General features: G+C 36.6%; 20 protein-coding genes. 13 read left to right on the forward strand and 7 right to left on the reverse strand.

The window, feature by feature from the left end:
* Window positions 1–219: 219 nt before the first annotated feature.
* Window positions 220–1,101, reverse strand: a complete 882-nt coding sequence (locus tag ASG21_RS16805; protein WP_056083246.1) for a cupin-like domain-containing protein — start codon at window positions 1,099–1,101, stop codon at window positions 220–222.
* 501 nt (window positions 1,102–1,602) lie between these two features.
* Between ASG21_RS16805 and ASG21_RS16810 the strand changes: the two genes are divergently transcribed.
* The 10 genes from ASG21_RS16810 (at window position 1,603) to ASG21_RS16855 (ending at window position 10,248) form a co-directional block, all read left to right on the forward strand.
* Entirely contained in the window at window positions 1,603–2,484 is an 882-nt protein-coding gene (locus ASG21_RS16810) for a bestrophin family ion channel (RefSeq protein WP_056083249.1), read from the forward strand.
* Between the two features lie 128 nt (window positions 2,485–2,612).
* Window positions 2,613–3,149, forward strand: coding sequence for an RNA methyltransferase (locus tag ASG21_RS16815; RefSeq protein WP_056083252.1), 537 nt, complete (start codon window positions 2,613–2,615; stop codon window positions 3,147–3,149).
* A gap of 332 nt (window positions 3,150–3,481) precedes the next feature.
* Window positions 3,482–4,132, forward strand: coding sequence for a CBS domain-containing protein (locus ASG21_RS16820; RefSeq protein ID WP_056083255.1), 651 nt, complete (start codon window positions 3,482–3,484; stop codon window positions 4,130–4,132).
* Window position 4,133: 1 nt separating this feature from the next.
* Entirely contained in the window at window positions 4,134–5,000 is an 867-nt protein-coding gene (locus tag ASG21_RS16825; RefSeq protein WP_056083258.1) for an NAD kinase, read from the forward strand.
* 70 nt (window positions 5,001–5,070) lie between these two features.
* Window positions 5,071–6,141, forward strand: a complete 1,071-nt coding sequence (gene fbaA / locus ASG21_RS16830) for a class II fructose-bisphosphate aldolase (protein ID WP_056083261.1) — start codon at window positions 5,071–5,073, stop codon at window positions 6,139–6,141.
* Window positions 6,142–6,246: 105 nt separating this feature from the next.
* Window positions 6,247–7,101, forward strand: coding sequence for an acetyl-CoA carboxylase, carboxyltransferase subunit beta (accD, locus tag ASG21_RS16835; protein ID WP_056083262.1), 855 nt, complete (start codon window positions 6,247–6,249; stop codon window positions 7,099–7,101).
* A gap of 137 nt (window positions 7,102–7,238) precedes the next feature.
* Window positions 7,239–7,751: a hypothetical protein gene (locus tag ASG21_RS16840; protein WP_056083266.1), complete on the forward strand. Its 513-nt coding sequence runs from the start codon at window positions 7,239–7,241 to the stop codon at window positions 7,749–7,751.
* A 169-nt stretch (window positions 7,752–7,920) separates the two neighbouring features.
* Window positions 7,921–9,324 carry a spore maturation protein gene (locus tag ASG21_RS16845; protein WP_056083270.1) on the forward strand — a complete coding sequence of 468 codons (1,404 nt, stop codon included), beginning with the start codon at window positions 7,921–7,923 and terminating at the stop codon, window positions 9,322–9,324.
* Window positions 9,325–9,354: 30 nt separating this feature from the next.
* On the forward strand, window positions 9,355–9,846 hold the full coding sequence (locus tag ASG21_RS16850; protein WP_056083273.1) for a hypothetical protein: 492 nt from the start codon (window positions 9,355–9,357) through the stop codon (window positions 9,844–9,846).
* A 15-nt stretch (window positions 9,847–9,861) separates the two neighbouring features.
* Window positions 9,862–10,248 (forward strand): hypothetical protein, encoded by a 387-nt coding sequence (locus tag ASG21_RS16855; RefSeq protein ID WP_056083276.1) that lies wholly within the window; start codon window positions 9,862–9,864, stop codon window positions 10,246–10,248.
* A gap of 110 nt (window positions 10,249–10,358) precedes the next feature.
* On the opposite strand, the gene ASG21_RS16860 is transcribed toward ASG21_RS16855, so the two are convergent.
* The 4 genes from ASG21_RS16860 to ASG21_RS16875 all read right to left on the reverse strand — a co-directional run bounded on the left by ASG21_RS16860 (window position 10,359) and on the right by ASG21_RS16875 (window position 13,111).
* On the reverse strand, window positions 10,359–11,231 hold the full coding sequence (locus ASG21_RS16860; protein WP_056083279.1) for a hypothetical protein: 873 nt from the start codon (window positions 11,229–11,231) through the stop codon (window positions 10,359–10,361).
* A 145-nt stretch (window positions 11,232–11,376) separates the two neighbouring features.
* Window positions 11,377–11,775: a biopolymer transporter ExbD gene (locus ASG21_RS16865; protein ID WP_056083282.1), complete on the reverse strand. Its 399-nt coding sequence runs from the start codon at window positions 11,773–11,775 to the stop codon at window positions 11,377–11,379.
* Between the two features lie 9 nt (window positions 11,776–11,784).
* The gene (locus ASG21_RS16870) at window positions 11,785–12,489 is read right to left on the reverse strand and encodes a MotA/TolQ/ExbB proton channel family protein (RefSeq protein ID WP_056083286.1); all 705 of its coding nucleotides are present in this window, start codon (window positions 12,487–12,489) and stop codon (window positions 11,785–11,787) included.
* A 160-nt stretch (window positions 12,490–12,649) separates the two neighbouring features.
* Window positions 12,650–13,111 (reverse strand): hypothetical protein, encoded by a 462-nt coding sequence (locus ASG21_RS16875; RefSeq protein ID WP_056083288.1) that lies wholly within the window; start codon window positions 13,109–13,111, stop codon window positions 12,650–12,652.
* A 164-nt stretch (window positions 13,112–13,275) separates the two neighbouring features.
* Here ASG21_RS16875 and ASG21_RS16880 point away from each other — a divergent pair, with 164 nt between their 5' ends.
* The 3 genes from ASG21_RS16880 (at window position 13,276) to ASG21_RS16890 (ending at window position 16,166) form a co-directional block, all read left to right on the forward strand.
* Window positions 13,276–15,072: a DUF885 domain-containing protein gene (locus tag ASG21_RS16880; protein WP_056083291.1), complete on the forward strand. Its 1,797-nt coding sequence runs from the start codon at window positions 13,276–13,278 to the stop codon at window positions 15,070–15,072.
* A gap of 135 nt (window positions 15,073–15,207) precedes the next feature.
* Complete coding sequence (locus ASG21_RS16885; protein ID WP_056083295.1) at window positions 15,208–15,597, forward strand: DUF1398 family protein; 390 nt, start codon at window positions 15,208–15,210, stop codon at window positions 15,595–15,597.
* 11 nt (window positions 15,598–15,608) lie between these two features.
* Window positions 15,609–16,166, forward strand: a complete 558-nt coding sequence (locus ASG21_RS16890; RefSeq protein WP_056083298.1) for a hypothetical protein — start codon at window positions 15,609–15,611, stop codon at window positions 16,164–16,166.
* 52 nt (window positions 16,167–16,218) lie between these two features.
* Here ASG21_RS16890 and pepT read toward each other — a convergent pair whose 3' ends face one another.
* Together pepT and ASG21_RS16900 are read right to left on the reverse strand one after the other, a co-directional pair.
* Window positions 16,219–17,466, reverse strand: a complete 1,248-nt coding sequence (pepT, locus tag ASG21_RS16895; protein ID WP_056083301.1) for a peptidase T — start codon at window positions 17,464–17,466, stop codon at window positions 16,219–16,221.
* Window positions 17,467–17,599: 133 nt separating this feature from the next.
* Window positions 17,600–17,818: a hypothetical protein gene (locus ASG21_RS16900; protein ID WP_056083309.1), complete on the reverse strand. Its 219-nt coding sequence runs from the start codon at window positions 17,816–17,818 to the stop codon at window positions 17,600–17,602.
* Window positions 17,819–17,896: the final 78 nt, after the last annotated feature.

Genomic DNA, 17,896 nt, shown 5'->3' on the forward strand with positions numbered 1-17,896 from the left:
ATACTTAAATTTGGGTTGGTAAAAATAGGAATAAAAAAAGAAGGAGGGAAATGGTGATTTTGGTTTCCCACGGATTGCACAGATTTTCAAGGATGATTAAAAATAAATTGTACTGCTGGAATTGCCACGAATTAACGAATGAGATTTCTGTTTGCAATAAAAATCATCTTTATCTTTTTATAAAAATTCGTGCATTCGCGGCATAAAAATATTGGAGGATTAACTTTTATTTTTACTTAAGTGCTTTTCCAAAGCCTCCGTTGCCTTTTCATACGCCCATTTTTGCTTATAATCTACCCATTCCGATTTAAATAATTTCCGTAAAATTTTGTCGGTGTAGCGCATAATAAAAACATGATACAGCATATTCGCGAAAACTTTAGGTTTATTTGGTAAAGCTCTGAGCGACATTGAAAAACCAGGTTCTAAGTATCTGTTGAAATGCCAGAATGCTCCGGGAATAAAAAGCGCATCACCGTGTTCCATAAAGATTTCAATGCCTTTGGCGTATTTCAAAGCCGGAAATTTCTCGTAATCAGGATTTTCATAATCGATGTCGTAAACCGTGTGCACCGAAAGCGGAACTTTATATAAAAACTTCGACTGTTTCTGGTCAAAGAGCAAAATTCTTTTTTTTCCTTCAAAATGAAAATGCATAAAATCTCCCAGATCAACATCGTAATGCATCAGAACATGCGCATCACTTCCACCAAAAAATAAAGTCGGAAGCCGCTTGAAAAACCTAATTCCCAAATCAGGATATGTGAAGTTTTTCAGCAATTCTGGAAGTCGGTCGGTGATGATGTAAAAGAAAATACGCAGATCAGAAGGTTTGGATTTTATCGTGTCGATATAATCCTTCATTTTCATCTTTGTTACGGGAGCATCTGAACTTTTCTTTGCATCCGCAGGTTTATTGTCGTAGAGTGGAACTTCCTGTTCGCCCGCTTTTTCTTTAATAAAATCAAAATTCCATTTGTCGAAAGCTTCCCAGCGACTCGCGTAGTTTTTGATCAGAAGCGGCTTCTGTTTTTTGAAATAATTTTCCTGAAAATCTTCTTTACTGATGTCGCTGACTACATCTACGTTTTCGAGAATCATCTGTTTTGTTTTTTAATGCGAAATAAAAATAGTGTTTTTTTGAAATTTGAAAAAATTTTGATGGAATTAGTTACCACAGATTACACAGATCTGTGTGGATGATTGTGAATAATTATGGTGAGAAAATGCCACGGATGCACGAATAAATCTTTATTATTTGAACAACCGAATTTTGCCCGACTTTTTAATTAAACGCAAAGCCAAACAAAGAATTTAAATTTCATCCGTCTTTTTCAAGTTATATAAAGGTGTAAACTTAGCAAGGAAATACAAGTTATTCTTGATAGGACAAATTGCGACAATCGTAATTTTTATTCACTTAAAATTCAGAATTCAGCCATCAATTCATAAAAATTCGTGCATTCGTGGCATCTTAAAACTATTATTTAATTTAAATCTGCGACATCAGCTTAATCTGCGAGAGCTATTTAGTCCCAAAATAAAAATTTCCACGAAAAACAATAATCCGAATATTTTATCTTTGCAAAAAGCACATCAGCCATGAGAGTCTACAACACCAAAAATTTCCTGAAGATCCTGATCAGCTTACACAAAAGTGATACGCTGAAAATTCTGTTTCCAACGATGGTTTTGATGGCGCTGTACTCCTATGGAATCCAATATCTTGAGATTGAATATTTACATTTAACCTCAAAATCGAAGGTCAGCAATGTGGGGATGATTCATTCTTTATTGGGATTTGTGCTGTCTCTGCTTTTGGTTTTCAGGACAAACACGGCTTACGACCGGTGGTGGGAAGGCCGAAAACTTTGGGGAAAACTTGTAAATGACACTAGAAATTTCGCCATCAAAATCAATATTATTCTTACGGACGACAAAGAATCTGCTGAGCAGATTTCAAAATATCTGAAGTTTTTTCCACATCTCTTAGCCAAACATCTTTCTCAGGAATCGACAAGGCTGGCTTTGGATGAGGATTATTCAGAAATTAAAAATTCTTTGAAAAATCATGGACCCAATGATCTGATCATCCAGATAACTGAAAAATTATATCAGCTAAAAAAACAAGGGAAAATTTCTGATGTTGAAATGCTGTATTTAGACACTCAGATTTCCGGTTTTCTGGATGTTTGTGGCGGTTGCGAAAGAATAAAAAACACACCGATTCCGTATTCTTACTCATCTTTCATTAAAAAATTCATTATTTTATATGTATTGGCCTTGCCGGTTGCTTACGTCATCAATCTTGGATTATTTATGATCCCGCTGACGGTTTTCGTATATTACGTACTGATGAGTCTGGAACTGATTGCTGAGGAAATCGAAGATCCTTTTAATAATGATGAAAATGATATTCCGATGGAGACGATTGCTCAGAATATTGAAAGAAATGTACATCAGATAATGGGCGGGAAATATTAAGTAAATCTGTAAGCAAAAAAAATCTCTCACAGAAGATCCCACAGATTCTCACAGATGAATTTGAAATAAAATTTTAAAATCCATTCAATCGGAAGAATTCGTAAATTGTAATAAGAAATAAATATATTTTGGTAAATAAATTAAAACTGGAAGAACTCAACAGAATTGATGTAGAAACGTTTAAAAAAGTTGAGAAAATTCCGTTGGTGGTTGTTTTGGATAACATCAGAAGCATGCACAATGTAGGGGCGACTTTCAGAACGGCAGATGCGTTTTTGGTCGAGAAAATTATTTTATGTGGAATTACGCCGCAACCGCCACACCGTGAAATTCACAAAGCTGCTTTGGGCGCGACAGAAAGTGTGGATTGGTCGCATGAAGCGGATATTAATGTCACAATCAATGATTTAAAAAGTCAGGGATTTGAAGTGGTGGGAATCGAGCAGACGACTAACAGCACGATGATTACTGATTTTAAAATTGACAGTTCAAAAAAATACGCGGTCATTTTAGGAAATGAAGTGGAAGGAATCAGTGATGAAGTGCTTCAGAATATCGATTCTTTTATTGAAATTCCGCAACTGGGAACTAAGCATTCTTTAAATGTAAGCGTATGCGGAGGAATCGTGATGTGGGAATTTGCGAAAGCTTTAGGAATTAAATAATAATTGTTTTAAATTAATTCTTCGCTAAGTAGAACGCCTTTGTATAAACTTATAAGCGTGTAGAAGTTCAAAAAAATCTTAGCGGACTTTGCGTTTAAAAAAAACAGCAAAATTCAGTTTTCGAAAATCAGAATATGCCCTAAAATAAAAAAACTGCGTCTGTCAAAAGACAGTGCAGTTTGAAATAAATCTAATAAAAAGTAAAAATGAAAGGCGACAAAGATACTTCAAATTTCTTTACGGGCAAATTTTTATTTCACTTTTTTTATTTTTATGAAAAAAAACTGCAATAAAGCAGGAAGGTTTCGTTTTTAATTTTATAAATTAGCACAATGTTTATCAAGGACTATATCTCAAAAGATTTTCCGTGTTTTCATCTGACTGACTCCATCGAATCGGCTAGGGAAACCCTAGAAGCATTTGGATATACGCATATTTTCATCAAAAAATCACACCACTTTTACGGAGCCATCGCCAAAGACTTTCTTTATGAAGAAGAAGGTACTTTGAAGAACCTCGAACATCAGATCGAGCGCTTCGCCATTTTGGAGGATAATAATATCATGGACAGCATCCGTCTGTTTTATACATTCAATGCCAACGTGATTCCTGTGATCAATAAAAACGAAAAATATCTGGGCTACATCTGCTGTGATGATGTGTTTCAGACCTTTTCAAAATACCCTCTGTTTTCGGAAACCGGTGCTACCTTAACGATAGAAACTCCGGCAAGAAAATATTCTATGACCGAAATTGCTAATATCGTAGAGAGCAACAATTCTAAGTTCTACGGTGGATTTATCAGTTTTATGTCAGACGAATTTATTCACATCACCATTAAAATCAGTAACGAGAATTTAGCTTCCATCGACGCTACTTTTGACCGTTATGATTACAGAATTGTTGAAAAATACTATTCTGACGAGAAAACAGATCTTTTCAAAGACCGTTTAGGTTTTTTACAAAAATTTATCGAAATATAATATGAAGGCAGCCATATATTCTCAGAAAAAAGATCTTGATACTTTTTTATATTTAAGCAAATTTATTTCTGAACTGGAAAGCAGAGGCGTAAAATCTGTTTTGTTTGACGAAATGGCTGACGCGCTACAATTTTCAAAAATATTTGAGACTTTTGGCAACAAACAGGATCTCATCGACAAAAAAGTTGATCTGTTCTTCACTTTTGGTGGCGACGGAACGATTGTAAATTCATTAACTTTCATCGAAGATCTCGAAATTCCTGTTGTGGGTGTCAACACCGGAAGACTTGGATTCCTGGCAAGTTTTACAAAAGAAGAAGCCTTCAAGGAGTTAGATTCTATTTTAAAAGGAGATGTGAAAACCAGCCGAAGATCAGTAATCGAAGTAGTTTCGCCAAAATCTGACGAATTTTTTCCGTATGCTTTAAATGATGTGACGATTTCCAGAAAAGAAACCACATCAATGGTCACGGTAGATTCCTATATCAATAATGAATTTCTTAATGTTTTCTGGGGCGACGGCGTCATTGTTTCTACGCCAACGGGTTCTACCGCTTATTCTTTAAGTTGCGGTGGACCGATTATTTCTCCGAACAACGAAAATTTTGTCATTACTCCGATTGCGCCGCATAACCTGAATGTAAGACCTTTGGTTGTCAACGATAAAGTTGAAATTAAATTTAAAGTTGAAAGCCGGGTTCCGCAATATTCTCTTTCTTTAGATTCAAGATTAATTCATATTGAGACGGATAAAGAAATTGTGATCAGAAAGGCAAGTTTCCAGCTGTTACTGGTACAGCCGAATAATTTAAGTTTCTACGAAACCATCCGCCAGAAGCTACTTTGGGGACGGGATAAAAGAAATTAATCATTTCTTAAAAATTATTACCTTTACAAGAATTTTTCAAACATACCCTAATTTTATATAAAAAGTAAACATGAGCAGAATTTTTCCGGCAGGAGTTGCCACAGGTCAGTTAGTTACAGATATTTTTCAGTATGCTAAAGAAAACAAATTTGCATTGCCTGCAGTGAACGTAATTGGTTCGAGCAACGTGAACGCAGTAATGGAAACTGCAGCAAAACTAAACTCACCTGTTATCATTCAGTTTTCTAACGGTGGAGCATCTTTCAACGCTGGAAAAGGACTTAGCAATGACGCTCAGAAATCAGCTATTTTAGGTGGTATCGCTGGAGCAAAACATATTCATACTTTGGCTGAAGCTTACGGAGCGACAGTAATTTTACATACCGATCACGCTGCAAAGAAATTGTTGCCTTGGATCGACGGTTTGATGGAAGCTAACGAAGAATTCTTCAAGCAGACCGGAAAATCTCTTTACTCTTCTCACATGCTTGATCTTTCTGAAGAATCTTTAGAAGAAAACCTTGAGATCTCTGCTGAATATTTCGAAAGAATGGCGAAAATGCAGATGACTTTGGAAGTTGAAATCGGTGTAACAGGAGGTGAGGAAGATGGTGTTGACAATTCTGATATCGACAATTCAAAATTATATACTCAACCTGAAGATGTAGCGTACACTTATGAAAAACTGAAAGCAATTTCTGATAACTTCACGATTGCAGCAGCTTTCGGAAATGTACACGGTGTTTACAAATCAGGAAACGTAGTTTTGACTCCGAAAATCTTAGACAATTCTCAGAAATTCGTTCAGGAGAAATTCGGAACTGCTGAGAAGCCGATTAATTTCGTATTCCACGGTGGTTCAGGTTCTACTTTAGAAGAAATCAGAGAAGCGATTGATTACGGGGTGATTAAGATGAATATAGATACCGATCTTCAGTTCGCTTATACAGAGGGAATCAGAGATTACATGGTAGATAATGTAGAATATCTGAAAACTCAAATCGGAAATCCTGACGGAGACGATAAGCCGAACAAAAAATTCTATGACCCAAGAGTTTGGATCAGAAAAGGCGAAGAAACGTTCTCTAAAAGATTGGTAAGAGCATTTGAAGATTTAAATAACGTAAATACTTTAAAATAAATTAATTTGAGATTTGAGGTTTGAAATTTGAGATTGTCTGAGATGAAAATTTTTATCGGCAAACCTGAATTTCAAACTTCAAATCAATAATTTCAAATCAATAATATGGCATTCGACTGGTTTAAAAGAAAAGCACAAAATATTACCACTTCTACCGACGAGAAAAAAGATGTACCGAAAGGTCTTTGGCATCAGACTCCGTCAGGAAAAGTAGTGGAACACGACGAGTTAAAGAAAAACAATTATGTTTCTCCTGAAGACGGATTTCACGTAAGAATAGGAAGTGCCGAGTTTTTCAGCATTCTTTTTGACGAAGGAAAATTCACTGAGCTGGATGCAAATGTTGAAAGTATTGATATTCTCAGCTTTAAAGATACAAAATCATACACCGACCGTCTGAAAGAAGTAAAAGCGAAAACAAAGCTTACCGACTCTATCAGAAACGGAGTCGGAACCGTAAACGGAACTGAAATGGTGGTTTCATGTATGGATTTTGCGTTCATCGGAGGATCTTTAGGTTCTGTGATGGGTGAAAAAATCAGAAGAGCGATTGATTACTGTATCGAAAAAAGACTTCCGTACATGATTATTTGTCAGTCTGGTGGTGCGAGAATGCAGGAAGCAACGTATTCACTAATGCAGTTGGCAAAAGTTCAGGCGAAACTGGCTCAGCTTTCAGAAGCCGGACTTTTATACATCGCTTACCTTTGTGACCCGACTTTCGGTGGAATTACCGCATCTTTTGCAATGACCGCAGACATCATCATGGCTGAACCAAAAGCATTAATCGGATTTGCCGGACCAAGAGTAATTCGTGAAACCATTGGTAGAGACTTACCGGAAGGTTTCCAGACTTCAGAATTTTTGCAGGAAAAAGGTTTCGTAGATTTCATCGTAAAAAGAACCGAAATCAAAGAAGTAGTCTCAAAAACAGTAAATTTATTAGCGGTAAAAGCTTAATATTTAAAATGAAAATCATACAATCTCTCTCTATTCGGGAGAGATTTTTGTTTAAATAAACGCGATTAATTTATTTTAAAAATATACGGCTTGATTTCAAAGCCATAAGCAATTAGCCATTTGCCAAAAGCGAACCTATGAGGACTTTCAAAGTAATTTTTAACACCGTAAAAAGCATGAGTTTTAAGAAAATTCTTAAGCTCTCGTCAGCCGTTTTGCCACATCCTCTCTTTTCTATGATGAGTTTCTATGGAACGGTAAAAGCTTTTTCCATTGCTCAAAAACTGTATCCGAAAACAGCATCTAAAAACGGTGAAGGTAATGCGTTCAGACACGCTTTCTGGTGTTGCCTGATTATGATGTACTGCAGCAAAATTTCCTCACCCGAAAAAGCACTGGAGTTCTGCAAAAAAATTACAGATTTGCACGAAGAATTATTCCCTAACGAACCTTTAGAAACCAAAATGGATCTCCACAACAATAAAATCGGTATGGATTATTTCATGGAGCTTTTGCCGGGAGTTCACCGCCAGTTTTTTGAGAAAAATTTCTTTATAGAAGAGCTTCAAAAGAAGACTGCCAACGCAAAGGTTTTGAAAAATTTGGATGATGATTTTGCGGGCGAGCTGGTCTATCTGGATGAAAAATAACTTAATTTAAACCATATAGGAGAATTTTGTTTTTAAGTAAGATCATTGTGACATTGAAGGTTCTTTCTTAATATTCTTAACTCCTAATCAAATCTTAATGGTTAAAGCTAAAAGTTTCAGTTTTATCTCATTAAATTTATTATCTTTTCTAAAAATTAATCTTACATAAATGGTTCTCAGCAGAATTTGGTCGGCCTTTATCATTATCGCCATTGCCATTGCCAGTATAAAATACATTTCGTCTAGCCACTACAAAACCATTTTCAACGATATGGTTGTCGGAAAAGGCGGCGACACTGTTCAGGTGGCAACCCAAAACATCAGTATGCTTTCTCCAATCGTGAGAGACAGCCTGATGAAGAAAAATGATTTTGCCGACAGCAGAATTCACTATAAAACCGATTCTCTGAAACAGAACGTTCAGGTATACCGCATTCAGGAGGCCGATGGTGTGATTGGGACTTCCGAAACGGCTGTGAAAATCTGTATCGGTTTGATTGGAATTATGACCCTTTTTATGGGATTCATGAGCATTGCGGAGAAAGCAGGCGGGATTAATTTATTAAGCCGGTTTATTCAGCCATTTTTCTCCCGACTTTTCCCTGAAATTCCAAAAAACCATCCTGCTTTTGGGCACATGCTGATGAATTTCAGTGCCAATCTTTTAGGTTTAGATAACGCGGCAACACCTTTCGGACTGAAAGCGATGGAGAGTTTACAGACTTTAAATCCAGATAAAGATACGGCGAGCAACTCACAGATTATGTTCCTCTGCCTCCATGCTGGAGGAATGACCTTGATACCCGTTTCCATCATTGCAATCAGGGCCTCGATGGGTTCAAAAACACCAACTGATATTTTCCTTCCCTGCATGATTGCGACTTTTGCAGCCACCATGGCGGCAATGATTATCGTATCATTATACCAAAAAATAAATCTTTTAAAACCTATCGTCCTTGCCTATGTTGGCGGAATTTCAGTATTAGTCGGTCTTCTGGTTGTTTATCTGGTTCAGCTGAGCAAAGATGAACTTGATGATTTCAGTAAAGTTTTGAGTAATGGTTTAATACTTTTCATTTTTTTAGCCATTGTTCTTGGAGCCGTTTACAAAAAGATTAATGTTTTTGATGCCTTTATTGACGGCGCTAAAGAAGGTTTTTATACATGTGTAAAAATTATTCCGTATTTAGTCGGAATGTTGATTGCCATTTCTCTTTTGAGAACCTCCGGTGTTTTTGACGTTATTATCGACGGAATGAAATGGGTTGCCTATGCAGCAAATCTCGATGCACGATTTGTTGACGGACTTCCAACAGCTTTAATCAAACCTTTATCAGGCTCTGGAGCCCGTGGAATGATGGTGGATACGATGGCAACTTTCGGGGCAGACAGTTTTCAGGGGAAATTGGCAGCAGTTCTTCAGGGAAGTTCAGATACGACGTTCTACGTGATTGCAGTTTATTTCGGAGCTGTAGCCGTGAAGAACACGAGATATACGGTTGTTGCTATGCTTTTGGCGGATTTGGTGGGCGTGATTACAGCAATTGGATTGGCGTATTTGTTTTTTGCTTAAAAAGAAATACTTCTTATAATTTAGAATGATATGAAAATCAAATTTGGCTTAGTCTTATTTTTAATTCTTTCTTTTAATTCTATTTTATCTGCGCAGGGCGGATGGGATATTGGCTATTTAAAAATTGGAGATATTACGAAAGACCAGATTGGAAAAACATTCAGAATAGATTTTAAATCTAATAAACTGAAAGAAAAAGAACCTTCAATAAGATCCTATTTTCAGACAAAAGACTCCAGTTTTATTTTAATTGATGGCACTAAAATAGAATTTGTAGAAGTAAGAAAAATCAATGTTGATGCAGGATATTATGAGGAACAGTTTCTACTTTGTAAAAAATGTAAATCACCTTTAATAATTTTAGATATGGTGTTATCCGAAATAAAAGAAGAGACATTAATATTTATTGCTGCTTTTGAAATGGAAATTAACGATAAATCTGATAAAATAAACTTCAAAAAAGAAGTTGAAGTTCATAGAAATGAATTGGAAGGATTAATCTTTTTAAATTCAAAATTTTAAATTAAAAGAAAAGTTATGATCACAGATAAAGAATTCACCCTAAGACTCATCCGTCAGCTATCTCAAGCTTTAGAAAAACTGATTTTGGACAAACCTGAAGAAAGTTTAATGCAGAAAGAACTCGATTTCGATTCTTTAATGAAAGATATTTTTAAATTTGATTTTAAAGAACTTTCGGCAAAACCAAAAGAAGAAGTGATTGAAATTGTAAAAGAAAGACAGGAAAGAGATCACAAAGATTACTATGAAATGCTCGGAAATCTTTTCTACTACAACGGGAAAGTTTTAAATAATAACGACTTTTTAGACAAAGCAAAAACCTTCTACGAGCTGTATCTTCAGACGAGCGGAATCTTTGCTCTGCCGGTTATAAACAGAATTTCAGAAATCGCCAAAATGTAATTTCTGGTCAAATATTAAGACAAATCAGGCAATTGTAAAAAACAAATAGAAATCAATTATATCCTTCATATAAATAAAAAAAGCACTTGAATAAAGTGCTTTTGTATTTTTTAGAATGTAATATTATAAGTTCCGGTGGACGAAACGCTGGATTTCTCGGCCTTGACGTATTTCTTAACCCAGGAAACAGATGTCTGTACCACGCAGGGGTCTGAAATTCCACCAGATCTTTTGGCGGATATTATGTTTCCGGCTTTGTCCACGGTATAAGCGATTCTGATCGAGCCGCTGGCTGTGCATTTATGGCTAGGCTGTGCACCGCCTCTTCCCATTGTTCCGGGAATATAATCCGTCAGACTTCTGTCGATTCCTATTTTGCTGTCACCATTTCCGTCGCCGCCTAAAGGATCTCCGGCGTTTCCTGGACCTTTGCCATCGCCCTGATTTCCGGGGTTTTTACCTCTGCCGCTTAACAGGTTTCCGATAGCAGCATTTCCTTTGCCATCACCGTTTCCGGTTTTGCTGTTGGCTGCTGTTGATCCGCCTTTAGTTTTGCTTTTAGTAGGGCTGGCTGTCGATTTCGTGTCTTTTTTTGCGTCGTCTTTTTTAGCAACTTTACGGTTGTCATTTCCCGAAATTGCTTTTTCTTTGACATCGGCTTTTTTGCTCTCTACTTTAGGTTCAGTTTTAATGACTGTATTCGGCTCGGTTTTGTTTTCTACCGGTTCAGCTGTGGTTTCATCCACTTTTGCGGCCTGGCTACCTTCCTGTGGAGCGGGTTCCTCAAAGCCGTCACCGTTTCTGTTGTCACCGAAATTCACAAGCATCGTAGTAATGATTTCCGGTTTTTTCTCTTCCTCGGTCGGTTTAAGTTTATAGATGAATACAAACAACAGAATCGCCGACCATATCAAAACAGATAGAATTCCGCTCTTGATCCGGTCTTTGTTGTGTTCGTTTTTGTCGAGTGTATAACTTCTCATTATCAGTTGTTTAACTTAAAAAGTTTCTGAGATTTTTTATAATTAAATCTAACCTTTGGTTTGATGTCTGAATTTTAATTTAGTTAAAAATTTTTGATTTAAATTAAAATTAAAACTTTTTACGTTTAAAACGTTAAGAATAAAATTAATTTTCTTTTACCGTAGCAATTGCAATATTCAGTTTGTGTTTTTCTGCTATTTCCATGGCAAAAATTACATCTTTATGCATCGTGTTTTCGTCGGCACGGATTGTAAAAGATTTTCCGTCTCTCGAATTCAGCAAGGTCACAATTGTCTGTTCTACCTGCTCTCTCGGTACAGGTTTGTCGTCTACAAAATAACTTCCTTCCGCATTAATCGTCACTGTTAATGGATTGGGAGTATTATCTGTTGCAGTATCTGCTTTCGGTAGCTTCACATCGATGGAGCTTTGATTGGCTGCCGATGAGGTGATCATAAAGAATATCAGCATCAGCAAAATAACGTCTGTCATCGCTGCTAAACTGAATTCCGGGTTGGCTTTATTTCTTCTTTGAATTTTCATCGTTAAAGATTATAAAGGTTTGTTGATAATATCCAAAAATTCTCCGGACATATTCTGAGCATTCAAAACAAATTTATCAATTCTCGTTAAAAGAATGTTATAAGCAAAGTTTGCAGGAATAGCAACTGCCAAACCTACAGCTGTCTGACCCAAAGCGGTATAAATACCTTCTGATAAAGTCTTCGGAGAGAAAGAACCTTCTGCATGAGACAGATTAAAGAAAGCAATAATCATCCCGATTACGGTTCCCAAAAGTCCCAGCATCGGTGCAATACTTGGTACTACGGCCAAAAGGTTAAGATTTTTTTCCATGTTGGCAACCTCTACCTGAGCCTGAGATTCCATCGCACTTACGATATCAGAAACCGGTCTTCCCAGTCTCGAAATTCCTTTTTCCAGAATTCTCGCTTCCGGAGAATTCTGCGTTTTACAGTAGTCTAATGCAGAATCTATTTTTCCGTTTCTCACAAAATCCTCGATATTGTTCATGAAATTGGAATCTGTTTTCGAAGTTACCCTTTTAATAAAGAAAAACCTTTCGAAGAACAGATAGACAGAAAAAATACCCAACAAAAGTACGGTTGCCATTACGATTTTGGCAAAAGCACCTCCGTGGAACATGATGTTCCAAAATGAAAACTCGGCACTTTCTGCAGTTACTACAGGCGCTGCGACCTGTGCAAATAAAACATGAGTAAGTTCTGTTACAAGCATTAATCTGTATTTTTTAGTAGTTTAAACGACAAAAATAAAGGAATATTATCAATATTTATCTTAAAATATGCTTAAAAAAAGCTTTTCATAGCCCAGCAAAAAATTTCCCTTCAAAACGAATGAAGAGAAATGATGTGATTTTCCGTTAATTTATCTGAATTTAATCTTCGTCTATCTCAATCTCATCCTGCTTCAGTTCACACTTTAGTCTGAATGGAAGAGGATTATCTGAGCCGGTGTAGAAATCATCAATATGACCTTTCCAGATCAACTGAAGTTCGCCATTCTCATCTTTTTCGAAGCAAAGTTCGCTGTCATAGAGAAACGCATCTTCGTCATCAAAAAGATCTACTTCTGTGTAGGAATCTTCGTCTGAATCGTTAATGAGAAAAGTTTTGTCTTCAATCTCGCCGGATTCTATTGGGAAATCGAAAACTTCCATTGAAATCTGAGGAAAGTTGTATTGCAGAGAATCATCGTCCACATGATCCAGACTGTCGTCTGTAGTGATTTCTACTTCCAAAAAGTGTTTCTGATTAAGGTAAACGGCTTTGCAATAAGTGTGATTGATATTGTATTTAAGCGTTTCGTCCGGGTGGTAAATTTTTAAAATCCCTTTCATTATTTCTTAGAAAAGATCCGTAATGGTATGAATGTTAATTGTTTTAACAAAGATAGAAAATTGAGTGAATGTGAAAAATTTTTTTAATTTTTTTTTAAAATTTAATATAAATATAATTTCAGAGGATATTCATTACATTTGTTTTCTTCAAAAATTTGATAATCATGCGAAATATTGTACTGGGAAGCCTTTTTTGCTTAGGAATCGCAACCGCTTTTACCTCTTGCCGAAAAACAGATTCTCCGCTTACCAAAGTTACTCCTAAAGATATAGATTCTATTGCAGCCAATTATTATGAGCAGTATCTGAAGCTCTATCCTCTTGAAGCAACGCAGCAGGGAGACCAGAGGTATAACGACCAGTTGCCCGTCAATATTGATAAAGATTTTATTACCGGAGAGGTAGCTTTTTATACTTCTGTGCAGAAACAGCTGGAAAATGTAGATTACGAAAATCTTCCTGATGATAAAAAAGTAATTTACGATGTGTTGGATTTTACATTAAAAGATAAGATAGGAGCTTACAATTTTCATCCTGAATACATTCCGTTCACACAGTTTGGTGGATTACCGCTGACGTTTCCGCTTTTGGGAAGTGGGGAAGGAAGCCAGCCTTTTGAGACAGAAAAAGATTACGAAAACTGGCTGAAAAGAATGGAGAAATTTCCGGCGTGGGCAGATGCTGCTGTTCATAATTTTAATGAAGGAATTAATGCTAAAATTGTTCTGCCTAAAAAGCTGGTTATTAAAATGATCCCACAAATGAGATCGGAGGAAATTATTACTTCAGACAAAGAGAAAAATATTTTCTTTGGTCCGCTGAAAAAGTTTCCGAAAGAATTTTCTGAAGAGACAAAAGCAAAATTCACCAGACTTTTTCACGAATCTGTGGAGAGAAACATAATACCTTCTTATAATAAATTAGGCGATTTTCTTGAAAAGGAATATTATCCAAAAGCAAGAGATACAGATGGTTACAACAGTCTGCCAAACGGAGGCTCCATTTATTCTTTTTACGTAAAAAGCTGGACGACTACTGATCAGAATCCCGATGAAATCAACAAAACAGGTCTTCAACAGGTCGCAATGCTCCGTTCTGAAATGGAAAAAGTTAAACAGCAGGTGGGCTTTACAGGAACGCTGGAAGAATTTATTACCCACGTAAAAAACGACCCTAAAGCAATGCCTTATAAGAGTTCTGATGAGGTATTGAAAGCATTTAACGGTATTCTGGCTAAAATTACACCGAAGCTGAAAACCATGTTCAGTGTCACTCCAAAAACAAAATTTGAGGTGAGACAAACAGAAAAGTTCAGAGAAGCGAGTGCAAGTGCAGAATATATTCAGGGAACTCCGGATGGCGGGAGACCGGGGATTTTTTACATCCCGCTTCCAGATCCTTCAAAGTTTAATGTGACTTCTGGCATGGAATCGCTGTTTCTGCATGAGGCTATTCCCGGACATCATTATCAGGTGTCGCTTCAGCAGGAAAATACAAAGTTACCCAGGTTTATGCGTTTCGGATGGTTGGGTGCTTATGGCGAAGGCTGGGCGCATTATTGTGAAACATTAGGCCCTGAATTCGGACTTTACACCGACCCTTACCAAAAAATGGGTTATTTGAGTGATCAGATGCTGCGCGCTGTGAGATTAGTGGTAGATACAGGTCTTCACACCGGAAAAATGAGCAGGGAAGAGGCGATTGCATATTTTCTGAGCAATATTGCGTACGATGAAGCCGGTGCTACTGCCGAAGTGGAAAGATATATGGCGATGCCCGGACAGGCTTTAGGCTATAAAATCGGTTCACTTCGAATCCGTGAATTGAGAGAGAAATATCAGAAAGAACTGGGAACAAAATTTAATCTGGCTAAGTTTCATGACGAAGTTCTTAGTCAGGGTTGTCTTCCATTGGACGTTTTAAACAGAAAAATGGCTCTATGGGCTGAAAAGCAGAAATAAAATATTTTAATGCAAGAAAAACAGTTCGTTATAATTTTCGTTGAACGGTCATTCAATATTTCTGTAAAAGAAATTTTCAAAATATTTAAATTTGCGTTTTAGAAAAATACAGATAATTTCATTAAAAAAATACAAATGTTTACAGTACAGCAAATTGAAGACGCACACAGCAAAGTAAAATCAGGAGCAGAATTCCCGAAATATATTCAGGAAATTAAAAGTTTCGGAGTGAAAAACTTTACAACCTGGGTAAAAGACAGCCACACAGAATATTTTGGCGAAAATGATTTTAAAACTAAATCTCAACCACAATACGATGATTTGGAGATCAATGAAACCGTTAATCAGGAAAAGTTTGCTAAGCAGTTAAAGATCCATCAGCAAGGCGGAACAGATTATATGCAGTTCTGCAGAGACTGCGCTGAAAACGGTGTTGAAAAATGGATTGTAGATTTAGATCATTTCACCTGCACTTATTTTGACAAGGCCGGAAATGATGTTCTGACCGAGGAAATTCCTCATTAAAATACAAAGTGATGAGATTATTTTCCCTGATTTTTTTATCTTTTATTCTTATGGGATGCAGAGAGAAAAAAGAGAAAGTGATCTCATGTTATGAAAAAGTAGTTGTTGATGAAGACTTAGTTCATAATGACACGATTAGATTGCTTTCAAAATTTCCTGAGCTGCGGTTATTCAAAAAGGAAAAACTGGAAAGTAAAACCCGAACTGCTTATATACTTCAGAATTCAGGACTTTTGAATTTTACAGCTTCTTTTGACAACTACAAATGTAGTGCAGAAAAAAGTGGAGATACGATTAATATTTCCTTAAACAATTACGATGGTTATATCAGTAATGGCATTATGATTAAGGTTTTTGATGGAACTTTTAGAGTCCACGATTATGATCCCAAAACTTTGAAAGATGAAGTGAAATTTATTGGAGCCGTTCCTAGATATGAAATTTTACATTTAAATAAATCTGATTTTCAAAAGAACGACAGTATTTTTGGTTATGTAAATTACAGTTGCGTCGTTAAGGGAGGAGTTTCAAAAAGTATGCAGGGATATTTTAAAACCAAAATTCAATGAACCAAAAAACCCGGCAGATTTCGCCGGGTTTTTTATGTTGTAGGCAAAAGCCTTACGCTTTCACAATATTCACAATCACTTCAGTCGCCTTCATCATGCTTTCCAGCGCTACATATTCGTAAGGTCCGTGGAAGTTGATTCCCCCTGCAAAAATATTCGGACAAGGCAAGCCCATGTAAGATAGCTGGGCACCGTCGGTTCCACCTCTGATGGCTTTGATTTTAGGCTCAATTCCGGCTTCCGTCATTGCTTTAGCCGCCAAATCTATAATGTGCATTTTGCCTTCAAACTGCTGTTTCATGTTTCTGTACTGCTCTTTAATTTCAATTTCAGCAGTTCCCTCACCGTGTTTTTGGTTAAATTCAGCAATTTTTTCCTCCATGATTTTTTTTCTTGCCTCATATTTTTCTTCGTCATGGTCACGGATGATGTATTGAAGTTTAGCTTCAGAAATATCAGCTGTAACTTCCATTAAATGATAAAAACCATCGAAACCTTTTGTGGTTGCAGGAGTTTCATTAGCAGGCAACATGTGGATAAATTCTGCAGCGAGCAAAGCAGCATTCACCATTTTTCCGAAAGCATAACCAGGATGCACGCTCAGTCCGTGGATTTTTACAACCGCACCGGCTGCATTGAAATTTTCATATTCCAGTTCGCCTACTTCGCCACCATCCATAGTGTAAGCGAATTCTGCTCCGAATTTGGCAACATCAAATTTATGTGCTCCTCTTCCGATTTCTTCGTCAGGTGTGAATCCAACGGCAATTCTTCCGTGTTTGATTTCAGGATGAGCGATAAGATATTCTGCGGCAGTTACAATTTCTGCACAACCGGCCTTGTCATCAGCTCCCAGAAGCGTGTTTCCGTCGGTGGTAATCAGAGTCTGACCGATGTATTTCTTTAAACTTTCAAATTTTGAGGGCGAAAGAGTAAATCCTGAAGTCTGATTTAATACCAGATCGCTTCCGTCATAATTTTCCCAAATCTGAGGTTTCACATTTTCCCCGCTGAAATCCGGTGAAGTATCATAATGAGAAATGAATCCGATGGTTGGCTGGCTGTCATTTTCCAGATTTGAAGGTACGTAGCCCATGATATAGCCGTGATCGTCTATTGAAACATCTTCCAGGCCAATATTTTTCAGTTCCTGAGTGATGTATTTTGCAATGTCCCACTGTCTTTCTGTAGACGGTGTCGTTTCGCTTTCAGCATCGCTGGTAGAGTATATTTTTACGTAAGTAAGAAAACGGTTCAGTAATTTTTCTTTCCAGAGTTGGTTAAATTCTATCGTACTCATTATTGATTTTAAATTTTCACAAATATACGATGTAAAATCAGGATGCCCGAAAAATGTCAAAATTTTATACTTAGATACCAATAAAAAAGGAAGCTAAATGCTTCCCTGATTTTATTTAAAAATGATTTAATTTCTATACTGCGTACGCAGCTCTGTTTTGAAAAACATTAATCACAGCGAGTTTTTCGTTGGAGAGATTGTGCATCAGTTCAACCGTAAAAGTTGAAAATTCATATAATGTATATTTCAGATCATTCATCGTTCTTTCGTTAACGATTTTTCCGTTGTGAAGCACCAGACTGCACTGATCCTGATTTTCCAAATTCTTGAAATCATAGTAAGAAATGTTCATGGCACAAAGGTTTTAGGCGTTTTGATGTCTATTGCAATTCCTTTACCAAATCAATTTAATTTTAAAATTATTTAGTAA

The organism is Chryseobacterium sp. Leaf394 (assembly GCF_001424105.1).
Lineage (GTDB): Bacteria > Bacteroidota > Bacteroidia > Flavobacteriales > Weeksellaceae > Chryseobacterium.